The sequence below is a fragment of the Bradyrhizobium sp. SZCCHNS3052 genome (assembly GCF_032484495.1).
Lineage (GTDB): Bacteria > Pseudomonadota > Alphaproteobacteria > Rhizobiales > Xanthobacteraceae > Bradyrhizobium.
Genome location: NZ_JAUETB010000003.1, coordinates 571,683 through 588,956, shown reverse-complemented (window position 1 = coordinate 588,956; position 17,274 = coordinate 571,683). Strand labels below are relative to the sequence as shown.

Genomic DNA, 17,274 nt, shown 5'->3' with positions numbered 1-17,274 from the left:
CTCGCCGGTACGCCATTGTTCCGGGTTCAGTGCGGATAGTCGATCTTGAACGTGCTCGGATTGTAGGTCGGGCCCATGCCGCCGGACACGAGCATGTCGTCGGGACCGTCGGGCACGATGTGCTGCTCCGCATACATGTCAGGCTTCGGAATGGAAGGCGTCTCGTCACCGTGGGTCAGAACGATATTGCTGTTGATGGTATAGACGCAGGGCACCGCGGCGCCGGACAGCACCTTGAGCGCGACGTCGAGCGCCGTGCCCATCATCGCGGGCGGATAGTCGATGTCGAGCAGCGGGAACTTGTTCTTGATAGCCATCTTCATCGGTCCGTTCATGTCGGCCGAGGTGATCGGCGGAATTTCGCTTCCCTTCCAGCCGGCATCGAGAAAGGCCTCGATCGCACCGGGCACCTGCAATCCGTGCGGCGAGAACACGGCATTGATGCTATGGCCGTACTTGGCGATCATGGCCTGCATCACCTGCTTGCCCTTCACCGGGCTCCAGTCGGAGTAGACGGTCTCCAGGATCTTGATACCGGGATAGGCCGAGAACACCTGCATCGCTGGTTTGACACGGTTCTCGTTCGGGCTGGAGCCGGCCTGGCCTCCGAGGATGATCACGTTGCCCTTGCCGTTCAGCTTCTCGACGATCCATTGCGCGAACAGGCGCCCCATCATCGCGTCGGACGCTGTGACGAAGGTGACGAAATTGTCAGAATCCACCCGGCGGTCCACCATCACGACGGGGATGCCGCGTTCGGTCGCCTGGGTGACGGCGGGATCGAGCGCCTGCGACGTGTTGGCGCTGACGATCAGGAGATCGACGCCGCGGGAGACCAGATCCTGGATGTCGGCGACCTGCTTGGCATCGTCATGGCCCGCATCGGTGATCAGCAGCTTCTTCACGACGTCGGCATGGTCGTGCGCAGCTTTCTGAAGCGAGTGCAGGCCAACCACGCGCCAGCTGTCGCCGAGGCCGGCATTGGAGAAGCCGATGGTGTAGGGCGGCGCCTTCTTGAACTTCGCGGTGTCGCGAATGCAGACGTCGAGCGCTGGATTGAACAGGAACGTGCGCGGCGCGCCGGAATATTCCGCCTGGACGGCAATTGGTGTCACCATGGCCAGGCAGGCCAGTGACAGGCAGCTCGCGATAGTCACTCTCATTGGTGTTCCTCCCCTTTGGTTTCACTGATCGTGGCGACTTGAGCGTCGCTCTGGACAATCAACCCTGGTCTTGCCTACGCCGCCTCACGACGGTGCCGCCAGCTGCGTCGACACGAGTATCTTCAGCTTGTCGTTGCTTGGCGCAGTGAGGACGTCGAAGCCTTTCGAGACCACGTCCTCGGCGCGGATACGGCCATCGATGATCTTCGAGATTGGCAGCTTGCCAGACTCGACCAGTCCGATGATGCGCGGCCACATCGTGGTCGGGTAACACCAGGTTGCCTCGATGGTGATGTCCTTCAGGGCCCACAACATCGGATCGGTCGAGGCTTTGCCGACGTGCAGGCCGGCCTGCACCACGACACCGCGCCGCCGCACGGCTTCGACGCAGGTGTTCAATGCGCTTTCGTTACCGACGCATTCGATGGCGACGTCGACGCCGACATTCTCTTCGGTCTGCTCCTTGACGCGCGCGACCACGTCCGTCGTCTTGGGATCGTAGACGCCGGCGCAAATACCCCAGCTCTCGATCGTTCGACGCCGCGATGCGTTGGGCTCCGACACGTAGATCCTGGCGGCGCCGGCTGCGTGGGCGCACAGAATGGTCAGCGCGCCGATCGGGCCTGCACCTGCGATCAGCACGGTGCTGCCAGCCTGGACACCGCCGCGGTCGACCGCATAGAGCGCGACCGCCGCCGGCTCGATCATGGCGGCTTCCTCGTCGGTGATGGAGTCGGGCACTTTCGCCGCATTGTAGTCGTTGATGACGGCGAGATCGGACATGCCGCCCCAGGCCCAGCTGAGGCCGATGCAAGCCATCTTTTCGCTGAGATGGTTGAGACCCCGCCGGCTGTAATAGTCGTTCATCGGCATCATCAGCGGCTGCACCGAAATACGGTCGCCGCGCCGCACATGAGTGACGTCGCGCCCGACGTCCAGTACCTCGGCCGAGAACTCATGTCCCAGGATCTGCGGCAAGGTTGCTGCAGTGAACACGTGCGGCGACGCGGGCGTGACGATCGGCCCTGCAATGTATTCGTGGAGGTCCGTGCCGCAGATGCCGGTCCACAGCGGCTTCACCAGGAGCTGGCTGGCGCCCATCTCCTTGGGCTCATCGACGGTTTCGACACGGATGTCCTTCCGTCCGTAATAGCGAACAGCCTTCACGGTGCGCTTCCCCTTCTGCGCGGCAGGTTATTGGCCTCGCACTACCATGTTACCGGTTTGCATTGATCTGATTGAATGGGGAATTTTACTTCCCATGCTGGTGCAGCCAGTTTCAAAAAGGTTAGAATAGGCGCCTTGGAGCCACAATATCCGGTGATTTCCCTTCACTGGGGAACGTATTGCCCCAATGATCGGACCGTTCGTGGCGGATTTGAATGGCCGCGGCTGCAGCTCGGGGCTGTTTCAGGAGGCGCAATGGCTATCGACCGGATGAAGGACATCAGCGTGTTCGTCCATGTCGCCGAAGCCAAGAGCTTCACGGCAGCGGCCGAACGCATCGGCCTTTCGCGATCGGCAGTCGGCAAGAGCATCGTTCGGCTCGAGGACCGGCTCGGGGTCAGGCTGCTCCAGCGCACCACGCGAAGCGTCTCACTGACCGGAGAGGGAGCCGCCTTCCACGAGCGGTGCGTGAGGCTGCTCGCCGATCTCGACGAAGCGGAGATGGCGATGCTCAGTCACTCGCAGGCGCCGCGGGGGCGGTTGCGGCTGGATCTGCCCGTATCCTTCGGCCGGCTGCACGTGCTTCCGGTCCTCAATGAGTTCATTCGCAAATGGCCGGAGATATCCGTCAGCGCCTCCTTCGGCGATCGCTATGTCGATCTCATCGACGAGGGCGTGGATCTCGCGATCAGGATCGGCAGCAGCGAAGATTCTCGGCTGATGAATAGGTTTCTGGCGCGCCATCGCCTGGTGACCTGTGCGTCGCCGGCCTATCTTGCCGAGCGAGGAACGCCGAGAAACATCGACGCGTTGGCGCAGCATAGCTGCCTCGCCTTCGTGCACGGCGGGCGCTCCGTCGACTGGCGATTCAACGAGAACGGACAAGCTCGCGTGATCGCCATCAATGGGCGTTTCGTCGCGACCAACGCTGAAGCCTTGCGCGACGCGACGATTGCGGGTTTCGGCATCGCTCGGCTTGCCACATTCCTGGTCAGCGACGATCTGCGTGCAGGTCGGCTGGTGCCGATCCTCAAAGAGGTCGACGCCGATGGTGCACCCATTCGCGCCGTCTATCCTTCGAGCAGGCACTTGTCGCCGAAGGTGCGTACATTCATCGATGCGTTGATAGAGGCTTGGCGGCCGGAACCGCCCTGGGACAGCGCAGAGACTTCACTGCGCGGACGTCCGACTGAGAGCGACTGACCTGTTTCAACGTCCTTCGGCGGAAATTGCGTGCCGTTCGCGGACGAGGACTGCCAGCAGCGGGAGTACGAATCACGAAAAATCGTAGTTTGGCGCATGAGATAGTAGGATTGGTAGCGAAGTCCGCTGCCAATCCCAAACCAATGGTTCTTCATTCCTATTTTGACGACGGAGCTGCGACATGCAACGGTGAAAGAGTCAGGCTCTTCCAACGACAACTGAGACCGCCATCGCCTCTCGTCTGTCTCCCCTCTGTCGAGAATTTCTTGATTGTAGTGACTAGCGGCAGCTGAAGCTCGAAGGCTGCGTCGCAGGGCCGCGGCCATCCCACGTCGTCCGCTGCGGATAGACGCAGACCGGATAGCTCACGCTGCCATCGCGCGAGGTCAACGTGATCTCGCCCGGCGGCACTCCCTTCTCGACCCAATCCGTCAATGCGGAGAAGAACTGGTCCTTGTCGCGGGTCGGCGTCTGGTTGGCATTGCCCGGCAGTTTCGGCAGCGGCACGGCGTCGTTCTTGCCGGTCACGGTGTACGAGCGGCCCTGCGAGGAATGCGCAGCCCCCGGGACCAGATACATCCGCATGAATTTTGAGACCTCGGCGTCGCCGCCCATCGCAGCAAGCACGCGCTCGTGATAATTGACGTTGCCGGCCGGCGGGATCGCATCATCCGCAAGGCCGCTCCATATGATCACCTTGCGGCCGAGATCGCGCAGCTTCGAGAGATCGGCCTTGTCGGTGATCAGATTGCTGAACAGCGTGGGCTGCAGTTCGACATTCTTGTCGACGCCAGCAGCGAAGGCGGCATAATCGAGCTCGAGCCAGCGGTTGCGCCTTGCGGTCGAGGTGTTGGTGATCGGAATGGCTGAGGTCGCGCTGGCATCAGCGGCGTAGCTGACGTCCTCCATGCCGAGCGCAAAATTGTCAGTCGACGGGCTCGTGATCTGCGTTGAGATCGACGTGCCCTTGGTAAAGGTCCACCACATCTGCTTCACGCCGAGCGCCTTGCCGCTGCGGGCTTCCGCCGTCTGAGCCGGATCGACGCTGCCATCGCGGGTCGCGCCGTACCAGATTTTGTTGAGCGCACCCGCTTCCTTCGAGCTCATGCAAGCTGCCTTGTCGGCGTTGCTTCCGGTGACGCCGTCGCTCGTTTCGCCCGTACAGAGCAGCACCGCGTCGCGGGCGGGATTGTAGTCGCAGGCGAAGGGATCAAGCAGGAAGCCGAGCCCGGCCTTGTCACAGGTTGCAACGGCGCGCTTGTTGGCAGCGTCGACCTTGGCGGCGAACGCGGCAGCCTCCGGCTTGTTGATGGCAGAGAAGCCGAGCTCGGTCTTCATCACGATCTGCGGATAGAGGCTGGTGGTGCCGAACCGCGCGATGTTCGGCGCAGGCTGCGCGATCATGTAGCCGTCATAGAGCTCTGGATATTCCTGCAGGATCTTCAGGCCCTGGCGGCCGCCCTGCGAGTGTCCATCGTAGTAGACGAATTTCGGCGCCTTGCCATAGTAGAGATTGACCAGCGCTTTGGTCTTGATCGCCTGCTCGACCATCGCCCGTACCGAGAAGTCGCGGAGGCCCTCGACGTTAACCTTGCCGTCAGAGAGGAAGGCGAACGAACCGTCCTGATACCACGGCTGGCCGGCATCCGTTGTGCCCGAAGCATAGCCGATATTGGCGTTGACAATTGCCGGCACCTTGCTCCCGATCTTGTCGGCGAAGCGATGGCCGCCGCCGACCCAGCCGCCACCGCCATAGTTACGGATGCGCTCGTTCCAGTTGGCCTGCGTCGGCAGCCAGACCTCGATGCCGATACCTTCTGAATAGGAGCGCGCGTTTTTGTCCTTCTCCGCTGTGACGCCGGGACCGACCAACAGCTTCACGAGGCAAAGATCGGCTGCCGCCGTGATCGGCTTCGGCGCATCGGGCGCCAAAAGCTCCTCACCCTTGTTGACCCGGCGGACCGCGATCACGGTCGTGATCTCGTCGGGATGGAAGGCGGCTTTGATGCCGTCGTCACAAGCCATCGGCTCGGCGAACGCCGATGTCACCTGGCAAGTCGCAGCCACCAGCAGCATTGCCCAAAAAATTCCTCGCGCGATCGGCATCAGTTCTCTCCTCTTGCTTATCGTTCTCTGTTGGCAGCCCGGGGCCGCCTTAGTCTACAATCGGTACCGTCAGCGGCTCATGGGTCTGTGCGGCGCAGCCGAGCCGCGACTCCGGGGGCGCCAACCCGGCGCCTGAACCCGAAGGCAAAATTGTCGCGAATCAGAATCGCCTGCGAACCTCCCGTTGGTCACTCAGACAGCCTCATTCGGTCAGCGAGCGTTCCTGCGCAATCGAGCGCGGCGCACCATGCAAAGACCATGGCGGGGCCGATCATCGTTCCAGGTCCGGGGTACATGCCGCGGAAAATGGAGGATGCATCGGTCCCGACGGCATACAGTCCGGGCAAGACCGTTCCGTTGCGTGACAACACTCTGGCGCGCTCATCCGTAAGTAGACCGCAACTGCTGGCGAGATCCGACGGCCACACGGCGACGGCATAATAGCGCCCCTGACCGATCCGCCGCAGACATGGGTTCGGCTTGGTCTCCGGATCGCCATTGAACCGGTTCAACGCGCTGGACCCTCGGCCGAAGTCTTCGTCGATCCCGCTGTCCGCGTAGCGATTATACTGCTCGACCGTTGCCGCAAGCTGCCCGGCGTCGACGCCGATCCTTCGCGCCAGCTGCTCGATCGTCTCCGCCTCGACCAGATAGCTGGCTTGCACGAACGCCTTCAGGTTTCGCGTCCCCGGACGAACGAGCCCAATGCCGAAATCCTTGATGAACGTCGCATCGCAGATCAGGAAGGCCGGACTTGAAGACGGCGCGTTCGATCGCAGCATCGCGGCGACGAAGTCATGATAGGAATCGGCCTCGTTCACGAAACGGCGGCCTGACCTGTTCACGGCCAGCAATCCAGGCTTGGCGCGATCGAGCATGATGTGCGGGAAGATCGACACATGACCGTCGGCCTGCGTCATCACCGAACTCGGCATCCACAACGCCGGACTGTCGAGGTCTCGGGCGATCGCTGCACTGACGCGCTCCGCCGCCAGGATGCCATCGCCGGTGTTCGAGGTGGGCGCGAGCGAAAGTCGACGCGCCGGCTCGGGGAATAGACGCTCTCTTAGCTCACGGCTCCAGCCGATGCCTCCGCTCGCCAGCACGACGCCCTTGCGGGCCCTTATCCTGAGCTCTCCGCCAGGAGACGAAAGAACCGCACCCATGATGTGATCCCCCTCGCAAACGAGATCGCGAAGTTCGGTCTCGAAGCGCAGGTCGACGGCGACGCGGCGGAGGCTGTCGAGGAGCCTCGCGACGAGCGCGTTTCCCATGACCAGGCGCGTTCCGCGCGTGTGGCTGATCCGGTCCATCGCATGCCGGGCGAGCAGACCCAGGACATGCCTAAGACTGCTCCAGCTGCGGAATGGCGCCAGCAGCGCCGGGATGTCCGCCTTGCTCACCATCATGCCGCCGAGCACCATGAACTCCCGACGCGGCGGCCTGACACGGGCAAAATCCGGTCCGAGCTTTCGGCCCTCGAACGGCATGGCCGTGAGCGCGCGTCCGCCGATCGCAGCGCCCGGAAGCTGCTTGTAGTCGGGGTGGATCGGAGGCGCCGCAAATCGAACGCTCGTCTTCTGCTCGAGATCATCAAGCACGACCCACCCTGCCCGAAGGAACATGTCGACGCGGCGGTCGGCGGCGTGCTCGCCGAGCATTGCAGCGAGATAGGTGCGCGCGGCCTCGACCGTATCAGGCGTCCCCGCAAGGCGGCCCTGCCGGTTGCCCGGGATCCACACCGTGCCGGCGGAGGTTGCGGTGGTGCCGCCCACCATGTCCGACTTCTCGCACAGGACGACGTCGAGCCCTTCGAGCGCGCCCACCAGCGCGGCCGTCATGCCGGCAGCGCCGGTACCGACGACCAGCAGATCGGTCTCAACGTCCCACGGGCGATCGTTGTGCGCCATCACCAGCCTCTTCCGTCACAGCGCCTGCGCCTTTTCGACCACGGCCCTGCCCGCTGCAAGGGCGCGCCGCGCCCGCGTTTCAGCATCGACGGTCTTCGCCAGCACAACGGTCGGCACCTCGATGCTGATGGTCAGGCAGTCCGGCATCGCCCGCGTGAGACCGACGAGATCGATGCCGCCCTCGCCCGGGAACATGCGCTCCTCGCGCGCGGCATGGATCATTTGCTCAGTCGTCGCGGGGCGCTCGGCCGGACCGTCGCAGAGCTGCCAATAGTGCAGCCGATCGGCCGGGATGGAGCGGAGATCCGCGAGCTTGCTTCGCGATCGATCGAAATGCAGCGCATCCACCAGAATGCCGGCCGCGGGATGGTCGACATCGTCAACGATCCGCATCGCGGTTGTCAGATCAGGAACGCTGGTCCAGGGCATGAATTCCAGATCGGCGGTCAGACCGAACGCAGCAGCCGCCTCGCAAAACTGCCGATAACGATCGGAGAACCGCGCCAGGTCGGGGTCATAGCCGGCGACAAGGATGTGCCTGGCGCCGAGGCGTGCGCCTGTCTCGAAGAACGGCATGAACGACGCGACGCTCGTCTCAGGTCTGAAGGCGACGACCTCGAGATCGGCAACGGTTACACCCGTCGACTGCAACTGCTGGAGCGTCGTACGCAGGAGCGCGGCGTCATCCATCAGGCGATAAGCCAGTCCACCGGGCACGGCCGGCAGCAGCCTGAGGCCGACCTTGTCGTAGCCGCAGCGGGCCGCCAGATCGATCATCTCGGGCGGCGCCAAGTCGAGCACGGTCAGCGCAGCGAGCGAAAAGGTCGCCATCAGCAAGCATCCGCGATGCGTGCGTCGAGCGCAAACATGCCCTGATAGAAGTCAGGCTCGCTGGCTCCCTCCATGACATCGGATGCAAGTGTCCGCGCCTGCCGCAAGGCCCTCTGCAACGAAGCGTCATCGAGCGCCTCGATCAACAGAAGCCCCGAGAAGAAGCCCTCGTGCTTCCGCATGCCCTTTTCAGCGGTCGGTACGGATGTCCGCGGCGCGTCGGTCGCCCCGATCTGCACGGCAGCGATCCCGTCGCAGCCAACGAGCGCGGTGGCCAGCCGTTGCGGGTCGGCGGGCAATTTGTCGATCCGCAGCGCCACGATCGTGGCGCCCTCGCCCCGCCCGGCGCGCGCGACGATCACACCGCCGCCACGCATGAAATTGCCGAGCTTCGGCATGATGCGCTGCGACCACGGGGTGGGCGCGTTGAGCCGCGCCAGATAGTCCTTGCCGTCGAGGACCTCGGGCGTTTCGAGCTCGTACAGGATGAAGAAGCGGTTGACGTCGCTGCGCACGGCACGAAACACACGCGACGCCAGGAAGCCCCGCGTCGTCACGCGCTCGGTGGTGTGCTCGCGCGTCAGCCAATGCCGGTAGTCGGTCAGATCATGCGCCTCGACGTCGCTCCAGATGGCGAGAAACCCTGTTCCGCGCATGCTTGTCTCCTGATTACATCTTGCCGGTTAGCGCAAGCCCGTGCAGGGCCGGCGGAATCGTTTCAGGCAATTGCCCGAGCCGCTGGACGACCGCCAGGATCGCAGCGAGATAGCCGTAAGCGCCAAGTCCGCAAATCACCGCTGTGCAGGCCCGCGAGGTGATCGAATGGCGGTGCAGCTCGTCCCGCGCATGGATGTTGGAGATGTGCAGCTCGATCTTCACCCCATCGAAGATGTTCAGCGCATCGATCAGCGCGACCGATGTGAAAGAATAGCCTGCCGGATTGATGATGATCGCATCCGCCTGGCCGTGAGCGGATTGGATCAGACCAACGAGCTCGCCTTCCATGTTCGACTGGTGGAACGAGACGGATACGCCGAGTTGGTCCGCGAGCGCGTGGCAGCTGTCCTCGATCTGCTTCAGCGTCGTCGAGCCGTAGATGTCGGGCTCCCGAATGCCGAGAAAATTGAGATTGGGTCCATTCAAGATCACGATCCGTGCGGCCATGTTCGACTCCTTTGCCAACGCAGCCCGATCAGCCGCCGAACCATCGCGCCGGCACCGTCACCAGGCCGGGAAACAGGACCATCGCGAACAGGACGATCAGCTGCGCGATCATGAAGGGCCAGACCCCCTTGATGATGTCTTCCATGCTGATCTTGGACACGCCGCAGACGACGTTAAGCACGATGCCGACCGGCGGCGTGATCAGGCCGATGGAGTTGTTGATGATGAACAGCACGCCGAAATAGACGGGGTCGATATTTGCCGCCTTGATGATTGGCATCAGGATCGGCGTCAGGATCAGGATGGTGGGCGTCATGTCGAGCGCCGTGCCCACGATCACGACGACCACCATGATCGCGAGCATCAGGATGGTGTTGTTGCTCATGAACGGCTTCAGGAGATCGACGACCTGGTTGGAGATCTCAGACACCGTGATCAGCCAGGACGACACCAAGGCCGCAGCGACCAGGAACATGACGACGCTCGTGGTCACGGCCGACGAGACCAGGACCGCGTAGATCTCGGACCATTTCAGCTCGCGATAGATGCACGTCGCGACGAACATCGAATAGACGGCGACGACGACGCCGGCCTCGGTTGGCGTGAAGATCCCGAAGCGCAGGCCGACGATGATGATGGCGGGGAGCATGAGTGCCCAGAAGCCGTCGGTGATCGCATGCCACACCTCGCGGCGCGCGGCGGCGGCGACAGGTTTTCCTTGCGCACCACCCAGTACCAGGCGGCGCAAAGGCCCAATCCCAGGAAAAGGCCGGGCACGATGCCGGCAAGGAACAGCTTCGAGATCGAGACGTTGGCGGCCACGCCGAAGATCACGAATCCGATGCTGGGCGGAATCACCGGGCCAATCACGCCGCCGGCCGCCACGAGACCCGCCGCATAGGTCTTCTTGTGTCCCGCCGCCACCATCATCGGCACCAGCAGCGCCGCCAGCGCGGCGGCGTCGGCCGCCGCCGACCCCGACAATGACGACAGGATGCAGGCGGCCAGGATCGTGACGTAGCCCAGGCCGCCCCGGAAATGCCCCACCGCCACGAGTGCGACATTGACGATGCGCTTGGCCAGTCCGCCCTTGTTCATGATCTCGCCCGCGAGCATGAAGAACGGGATGGCCATCAGCGGAAAACTGTCGGCGCCGTTGATGACGTTCTGGGCGACGATCTGGGGATCGAACATGTCAATGGTGCTCATCAGGGCGACGCCGCAGATGAGGAGCGCAAAGGCGATCGGCATGCCCAGCGCCATGGCGCCCAGCAGAGAGACGGTGAAGACGACGATCGTCATGGCATGATCCGGGTGACGCGGAGAGAGTGAGAGGGCGCGAAGACGATCGAGGCCATCACTGCTCCTCCGATTCCCTGACCGCCACCATGTCCTCCTCGCTCGCCTGCCCGCTGATCACCCGGTACAGGTCGTAGAGAAGGATAATTGCGGCCGACACACCGAAGATCACGCCGACGGCGTAGAAGATGGCCATCGACAGACCGGTCGCCGGCGCGCGGTCGTCGATGTTGATGAGGGTCTGACGCCAGCTGCCGGAGAGCAGCAGCCAATCGGCGAACAGCATCAGGCCGTAGTTGATGAGGAAGCAGATGCGCTTGCCGGAGGCCGGCAGCTTCCGCACCAGGCTGTCGACGCCGAGATGGGCGTGCTCGCGCAGCGCGACGATGGCTCCGAGGAAGGTCAGCCACACCAGCAGCCAGCGCGACAGCTCCTCGGACACCGTGATGCCGGAGTTGAAGCCATAGCGCAGCACTACGTTGCCGAAGACCAGCACCACCATGGCCGCGAGACACGCGGCAATGACGGCTTTCAGAAACGAGCAATAGAGGTCGAGAAACTGCGCCATGCGTCAGGTCCGAGCAGATGTGGGACGTGAGCCGGCATGGGCCGGCTCCGCCGCCTATCGTGATGGAGAGGCGATTACTTTACGTCCTTGCGGATGCGCTCGACTTCCTCGTTGAACAGCTTCACCGTCTCGGGCCGAAGATTGGCCGAGACCTTGTCCACGACCGGTTGAACCGCCTTGCGCATGCGCTCGGTCTCCTCGGGAGCGATCGCATTGTACTGCATGCCCTTGGCCTGCAATTCCGCCAGCGCCTTTTCGGTCTGGAGGCGCGTCTGCTCCTTCTGATAGTTGCGGCTTTCCTCATAGGCCTCGCGCATCAGGCGCTGCTCGGTCGGCGACAACTTGTCCCAGAACGTCTTGCTCACCAGGATGATGTTGAGGGTGAAGGTGTGGTTGGTGGCCGAGACGTACTTCTGCACCTCGTAGAACTTGTTGGAGAGGATGACGGTGTAGGGATTCTCCTGCCCGTCGACGGTGCGAGTCTCCAGCGCCGAATACAATTCGCCGAACGCCATCGGGACGGGATTGGCCTTGAAAGCGCTGAAACTCTCCAGATAGACCGGGTTCGGAATGACGCGCAGCTTCAGGCCGGCGAAGTCCTCGACCTTGGTGATCGGCCGGGTGCTGTTGGTGACGTTGCGGAAGCCAAGGCCCCAATAACCGAGGCCGATCAGGTTCTTCGACGGCAGGCCCTCAAGCATGGCCTTGCCGAATTTGCCGGTCGCGAGCGCATCGGCCTGCTCGGTCGTGTTGAACAGGAACGGGAAATCGATCAGGCCGAACTCGGGCACGACGGTCGCAAGCGACGTGGTCGAGGCCGACAGCATCTCCTGAGTGCCGCCGCGCAGCGCGGATTGCTGCTGCAATTCGTTGCCGAGCTGCGAGGCCGCGAACTCGCGGACCCTCATCTTACCCCCGCTCTTGGCCAGCAGGATCTCTCCGAACTTCTGCACGCCGAAGCTGACGGGGTGATCGGTGTTGTTCAGGTGCCCCCACCGGATCGTCCGCTCCTGAATGTCATCGGCGGCAGATGCGCCGACCGTCAGCGCCACCGAGATCGCGGCGGCAGACAGCGCCCGTGCGAACAAGCTCATCGTGTCCTCCCTGGTTTCTTCGGGGCACGCGGCGGGTTGAGCGCTTATTTTCCGTACCCTCTGTTTATCGAGAAAACACACATCAATATCGATGTCAAACGACAATCATAATTTCATATGAGATTTCAATGGACATCAGATGCCGCGACTCTGCTATAATGCCGGCGAGTGGCCCGCTCCCACAGGGCGGCGCTCCGGGCGAGCGGGATCAGAAGGCATGACGGATCTTGAGGAACGGCCGCTGTCGGCGGGCGACAGCGGCTATCGGCGCATCCGCTCCGACATCATTTTCGGCGTGCTCACGCCGTCGGGACGCCTCAGGCTCGAGGCGATGAAGGAGGATTACGGCGTCAGCATCTCGACCCTGCGCGAGATCCTCAATCGCCTGGCGTCCGAAGGCTTCGTGGTCGCCGAAGGGCAGCGTGGCTTCGAGGTGGCACCGGTCTCGCTCCAGAACCTGCGCGAGCTCGCCGAGCTGCGCATCCTGCTGGAGCATCACGCCATGGCCGAGTCGTTCCGCGCCGGAGACGTCGAGTGGGAAGGACGCGTGGTGTCAGCGCATCACAAGCTGGCCGCGACCGAGCGCACCATCCTGAAGGAGGGCGACGATCCCGAGTTGCGAAAGCGCTACGACGGCGAATTCCACCAGGCGCTGATCTCGCGTTGCGGGTCGCGCGAGCTGATGCATACGCATTCCATCGTGTTCGACAAATATTTCCGTTACGCACTGCGCTATCGCGGCAGCGAGACGATCAACCAGCACAAGGCGCTGCTGGAATGCGCCCTGAGGCGCGACATCGAGGGCGCAAGGACCGTCCTGAGCGAGCACATCAACAACTGTGTCGCGCATGCCCTGTCCTCCTGGACCGGCAATTGATCGCCCTCACCTTGCCGCCCCCCGGGTGGTCGACGCAGAGAACGATTCATGCGCGCCAACATTCCCTTCTCGACCGCCCGGCTCGACGGCCTGCTCGACGCGGCCGGCATCGACGTCCTGATCTGCACGTCGAAGCACAACATCAGTACCTTCTCGGCGGCTACTACCATTTCCAGTTCGACTTCATGGACGCGATCGGCATCAGCCGGCACCTGCCGATCCTCATCTATGTGAAGGGCGAGCCGGACAAGACGGTCTACACCGCCAACCGGAACGAGCGGGACAGCATCCCCAATAGGACGGACGCCGGATACTGGATGCCGCCGGCCGTGTTCGGATCGTCAACCTCGGTCGAGGCCATGACGCTCGCGCTCGGGCATGTCCGATCCGTCGCGACGCCGGGGCTTGCTGTCGGCGTGGAGTTGTCGTTCCTTCCGCCGACGCCGCGGACCTGCTGCGCAAGGAACTGCCGCTTCGTCCAGGCGATGCGCCCGCTGGAAAAGCTGAGATCGATAGCGCGCGCGGCTGGAACGGGATTCCGACATGACCATTCATTCGATCTCCGCTGATCGGGTCGAGATTGCGGTGGCCAACGCCGATCTCCTCGGCGAGACGCCATTATGGTGCGACCGGACCCGCAAGCTGTGGTGGATCGATATCGACGGCAGGCTGCATCAGTCGTTCGATCCGGAAACTGGCGCGCACCACGCTGTTTCCCATGAGTGTCAATTCCTTGGCAGCCAGGCGCTGACGGCGGACGGCTCGCATCTGCTCGCACGGGATCTGACTCTGTACCGTCGCGCGGCCGATCATCCGGAGCAGTTTGTCGAGGTCGAAAACGGCCTCGACAACCGCCTCAACGACGGCCGGGTTGATGCGCGCGGCCGCTTGTGGATCGGCACCATGGACAACCAGCTGCATCGCCCGAACGGCTCGCTCTATCGCGTGACCGGAGACGGCCAGGTGACGCGCATCTTCGGCGACGTCATCGTGACCAATGGGATCGCGTTCGCGCCGGACAACCGCACGCTCTATTTCACCGATACGCGGCGATACTGCACCTGGTCGTTCGACTTCGATCTCGACGACGGTATCATCAGCAACCGGCGCCTGTTTGCAGATTATAGCACGTCGAAGGAAAGACCGGACGGCGCCTGCGTCGATGCCGCAGGCGGGTTATGGACAGCCTTCTTCTCGGGCGGCCGCGTCGTACGCTACCGCCCGAACGGGCAGATCGACACCATCGTCCCATTGCCGGTGACGAACCCGACCTGCGTGTGCTTTGGAGGCAGCGACCTCAAAACGCTGTTCATCACGACGGCCAGAAAATTCCTGGATCCGAAGCAGTTGAGTGCCGAACCCATGGCGGGACATCTGCTTGCTGTCCGCGGCCTCGCACAAGGCCTCTCCGAACATCGTTTCCCATCGGGCGGTGCTGTGCGACGCCAAAAAGCTGACGACGGTCGCATCAGGCGCGGCAGGTAAACCGCTCTCCCCCGTTTTGTCGACGCACTAGAACTTCACGCTGATGCCGCTGGACAGACTCGATTCGGTGCAGGTGTTGTTGCTCACCCCTGGCGATCTCGTGCAGAGCTTGCTGACATTGTGATCGAGACCGTATTTGTTCTGCCAGTAGCGATAGGCCACCCAGACATCGAGATAGTGCGAGAATTTCGGGCCCCACATCGCTTTGGAGGCATCGAAGGTAAGGCGGATCGGCTCGGAGTTGAGTGAGACTTTGGTCATGGAGTTGGCCGGCGCCGCGACGGGCAGCGGATTATAGGGAAGTGGGCTGTTCTCGGGGCCGAGCGCGCCGAGCAACTGGGCGCGGCCGCTGATGGATAAATAGCGCATGCTCTCGGGTAAGAAGCCGAGGTCCATGTAGTAGTTCGTTTCAATCGCCCAGGTCGGCTGATACCGCCGGTTGCCGTCGGGCAGACAGCTCACGCCGGGCCCCGGAGGGGCAAAGCCACCACCGCACTGCAGGAATCCCATGTGTGCCATGTAGATCCATGTCGCGAGCGGCGCGACGTTGACGTAACCCTTGTAGGGAAGATCGAACTGGAACTGCAGGCCGGCCGATACGGCCTGCGCAGCGGCGGCGCGATAGTAGTTCGACGTGCTCAGGTCCAAACCGACCTCGAAGGAGATGTTGCGGAGCGGGCCGACCGTGAACGCCTTGGTATCGAAGATTTCATTCCAGCCAAATGTCGAACGGCTCTGACCGGTGAAAAAGATTGCACCCGCGCAATTGGCCGGTGTTGCAACACCGGTGCCCGGATTGACCACGACGCCCGCGTTCGTGCAGGGGCTGGCGGGATCGTTATGGTCCGCCTTGAACATCGAAATGTTCAGGAAGTTCGTACCGTACTGCCAGATGTCGAAATGCGTGAACGAGTAGACCTGCATCGCGGTCGTGCTGTTGAGCGACCCGTCCGGATTCCTGGAGAACACGCCGGGGTCCGTCGCCTTGGGGATATAGGAGAAGGTGAGGCGATCATCGATCAGCGAAAAGAATGGCTGACCGGAGGCCGCTGGCTTTGCCTTGACCGGCAAATCCTCCGCGACAGCTGCCGCGCTTGCGCACGACGCAAAAGCCAGTGCCATGAGTAATGGCTGAATATGATGCCTCAAGTCCCCCTCCAATGTCCTCTAAGCCCAGGTCCAAGACATCAGACGCTGTCGTGGTCCGGCGTGTTGTCCCTCGAACCGCCCCGTTCAGTTCGGTGAAACAGCATAGGCAGTGGACGCGGGACAAAAAGTCCGGCAATCGGTACAGTCACGTTCCAGGATTGGAACGACGACCTGCTTGCTGGAGTGCCGCTTTCGATCGTCTCATCGAATCCGGACTTCTGTCTGAGATCTCCGCAGAGGATTACTCATGGGAACGGTCGATGACCTGACACTTCTCGTCGAAATCATCGAGGCCGGCAGCCTGTCGGCGGCGAGCCGCAAGACAGGCATTCCGAAGTCGAGCTTGAGCAGACGGATCGGCGACCTCGAAAGTCAGCTCGGCGTGCATCTCGTTCATCGCGGCCCGCGCAACTTCGCGGCGACTGAAATCGGCCTCTCTATCTACGAGCGGAGCCAGAAGATCAGGGAAGAGCTGGTTGCGATCAAGGCGCTTGCGGAGGACCGCACGAACCGCCCCTCGGGCATGCTGCGCATCTCCTGCCCGGCCGTCCTCTCCGAGATTCTGGTCGCCGATTTTGCCATCCAGTTTGCCGAGACCTATCCGGATGTGCGCCTGACCTTGGACAACACCAAAGGGACGTTCGACCCGAAGATCGATCACTACGACCTCGCAATCCATCCTGTGCGCGAAGATCTGGCGGATTCCGAATTGATCTGCCAGAAGCTCGCGACAGCGCCTTACCGCTTAGTCGCAGCGCCCGCCCTGATGGCGCGCCTCGGCCCGCGCACGACCCCCGCAGACCTCGAAGGCCTCCCGGGCGTCGGATGGGGCGCCGACGGCTTCATGGCGCGCTGGCGTCTGTTAGGCGCAAGCGACGCGACGACGGAGATCAACGTCAAGCTCAACTTTTCAGCCAACAACCTCAACATCATTCGCCAGGCTGCGCTACGCGGCCTCGGTCTCGCGCGACTGCCGATGCCGATGTGCGACGCCGACCTGCTCGATGGCCGGCTCGTTCTGCCGCTTCCCGACTGGGCGCCGCCACCGGTGACGTTCTATGCGCTCTATCCTTCGCGCCGATCCCTGACGGTCGCCGGCCGTTTGTTCCTCGCCGGTCTCGCCAAATTTCTTCAGGACAGGCTGCGCTCGTCCGATAGTCCGCAGCCATCGGGTCCGGCGTCCGCCGTGAGGCGCAAATCCCAACGCGCCGTGAAGAAGCGCAGGCCCAGACCGGCCAGGCGTTGAGAGAACTCCCGG

15 protein-coding genes and 2 pseudogenes are annotated in these 17,274 nt (G+C 62.8%); 6 read left to right on the top strand and 11 right to left on the bottom strand.

All coding sequences use genetic code 11. From position 1 onward, the window contains the following. Positions 1–26: 26 nt before the first annotated feature. Together QX073_RS14300 and QX073_RS14295 are read right to left on the bottom strand one after the other, a co-directional pair. A complete protein-coding gene (locus QX073_RS14300) occupies positions 27–1,163 on the bottom strand; it encodes an ABC transporter substrate-binding protein (RefSeq protein WP_315706499.1) in 1,137 nt (378 codons plus the stop codon). Positions 1,164–1,247: 84 nt separating this feature from the next. Then, positions 1,248–2,330: a 2,3-butanediol dehydrogenase gene (locus QX073_RS14295; protein ID WP_316225906.1), complete on the bottom strand. Its 1,083-nt coding sequence runs from the start codon at positions 2,328–2,330 to the stop codon at positions 1,248–1,250. Positions 2,331–2,465: 135 nt separating this feature from the next. Here QX073_RS14295 and QX073_RS14290 point away from each other — a divergent pair, with 135 nt between their 5' ends. Beyond that, positions 2,466–3,533: a LysR family transcriptional regulator gene (locus QX073_RS14290; RefSeq protein WP_316179841.1), complete on the top strand. Its 1,068-nt coding sequence runs from the start codon at positions 2,466–2,468 to the stop codon at positions 3,531–3,533. A 279-nt stretch (positions 3,534–3,812) separates the two neighbouring features. Here QX073_RS14290 and QX073_RS14285 read toward each other — a convergent pair whose 3' ends face one another. Then, entirely contained in the window at positions 3,813–5,639 is a 1,827-nt protein-coding gene (locus tag QX073_RS14285) for a tannase/feruloyl esterase family alpha/beta hydrolase (RefSeq protein WP_315706502.1), read from the bottom strand. Between the two features lie 59 nt (positions 5,640–5,698). On the opposite strand from QX073_RS14285, the pseudogene QX073_RS34415 reads away from it, so the two are divergent. Then, positions 5,699–5,827, top strand: a pseudogene (locus tag QX073_RS34415) (hypothetical protein); the annotation flags it as partial. Here the strand turns inward: QX073_RS34415 and QX073_RS14280 are convergent. The 7 genes and pseudogenes from QX073_RS14280 to QX073_RS14250 all read right to left on the bottom strand — a co-directional run bounded on the left by QX073_RS14280 (position 5,828) and on the right by QX073_RS14250 (position 12,505). Then, the gene (locus tag QX073_RS14280) at positions 5,828–7,549 is read right to left on the bottom strand and encodes an FAD-dependent oxidoreductase (protein WP_315706503.1); all 1,722 of its coding nucleotides are present in this window, start codon (positions 7,547–7,549) and stop codon (positions 5,828–5,830) included. 15 nt (positions 7,550–7,564) lie between these two features. After that, the gene (locus tag QX073_RS14275) at positions 7,565–8,380 is read right to left on the bottom strand and encodes a sugar phosphate isomerase/epimerase family protein (RefSeq protein WP_315706504.1); all 816 of its coding nucleotides are present in this window, start codon (positions 8,378–8,380) and stop codon (positions 7,565–7,567) included. After that, positions 8,380–9,036: a hypothetical protein gene (locus tag QX073_RS14270; RefSeq protein ID WP_315706505.1), complete on the bottom strand. Its 657-nt coding sequence runs from the start codon at positions 9,034–9,036 to the stop codon at positions 8,380–8,382. The genes QX073_RS14275 and QX073_RS14270 overlap by 1 nt, the downstream gene beginning before the upstream one ends. A 13-nt stretch (positions 9,037–9,049) precedes the next feature. After that, positions 9,050–9,544, bottom strand: coding sequence for a type II 3-dehydroquinate dehydratase (locus tag QX073_RS14265; protein WP_315706506.1), 495 nt, complete (start codon positions 9,542–9,544; stop codon positions 9,050–9,052). 28 nt (positions 9,545–9,572) lie between these two features. After that, positions 9,573–10,846 (bottom strand): annotated as a pseudogene (locus QX073_RS14260) (TRAP transporter large permease). 55 nt (positions 10,847–10,901) lie between these two features. Then, a complete protein-coding gene (locus QX073_RS14255) occupies positions 10,902–11,411 on the bottom strand; it encodes a TRAP transporter small permease (RefSeq protein WP_315706507.1) in 510 nt (169 codons plus the stop codon). A 74-nt stretch (positions 11,412–11,485) separates the two neighbouring features. Beyond that, a complete protein-coding gene (locus tag QX073_RS14250; RefSeq protein WP_315706508.1) occupies positions 11,486–12,505 on the bottom strand; it encodes a TRAP transporter substrate-binding protein in 1,020 nt (339 codons plus the stop codon). A 217-nt stretch (positions 12,506–12,722) separates the two neighbouring features. Between QX073_RS14250 and QX073_RS14245 the strand changes: the two genes are divergently transcribed. Genes QX073_RS14245 through QX073_RS14235 form a run of 3 tightly spaced genes read left to right on the top strand, consistent with a single transcriptional unit; the run spans position 12,723 to position 14,867 of the window. Next, on the top strand, positions 12,723–13,382 hold the full coding sequence (locus QX073_RS14245; RefSeq protein ID WP_315706509.1) for a GntR family transcriptional regulator: 660 nt from the start codon (positions 12,723–12,725) through the stop codon (positions 13,380–13,382). Continuing rightward, the gene (locus QX073_RS14240) at positions 13,379–13,951 is read left to right on the top strand and encodes a hypothetical protein (protein WP_315706510.1); all 573 of its coding nucleotides are present in this window, start codon (positions 13,379–13,381) and stop codon (positions 13,949–13,951) included. Before QX073_RS14245 ends, QX073_RS14240 begins: the two co-directional genes overlap by 4 nt. Then, positions 13,926–14,867 (top strand): SMP-30/gluconolactonase/LRE family protein, encoded by a 942-nt coding sequence (locus tag QX073_RS14235; RefSeq protein ID WP_315706511.1) that lies wholly within the window; start codon positions 13,926–13,928, stop codon positions 14,865–14,867. Before QX073_RS14240 ends, QX073_RS14235 begins: the two co-directional genes overlap by 26 nt. A gap of 27 nt (positions 14,868–14,894) precedes the next feature. On the opposite strand, the gene QX073_RS14230 is transcribed toward QX073_RS14235, so the two are convergent. Continuing rightward, positions 14,895–15,989 carry a hypothetical protein gene (locus QX073_RS14230; protein WP_315706512.1) on the bottom strand — a complete coding sequence of 365 codons (1,095 nt, stop codon included), beginning with the start codon at positions 15,987–15,989 and terminating at the stop codon, positions 14,895–14,897. Positions 15,990–16,263: 274 nt separating this feature from the next. Here QX073_RS14230 and QX073_RS14225 point away from each other — a divergent pair, with 274 nt between their 5' ends. Beyond that, positions 16,264–17,262, top strand: a complete 999-nt coding sequence (locus QX073_RS14225) for a LysR substrate-binding domain-containing protein (RefSeq protein WP_315706513.1) — start codon at positions 16,264–16,266, stop codon at positions 17,260–17,262. Positions 17,263–17,274: the final 12 nt, after the last annotated feature.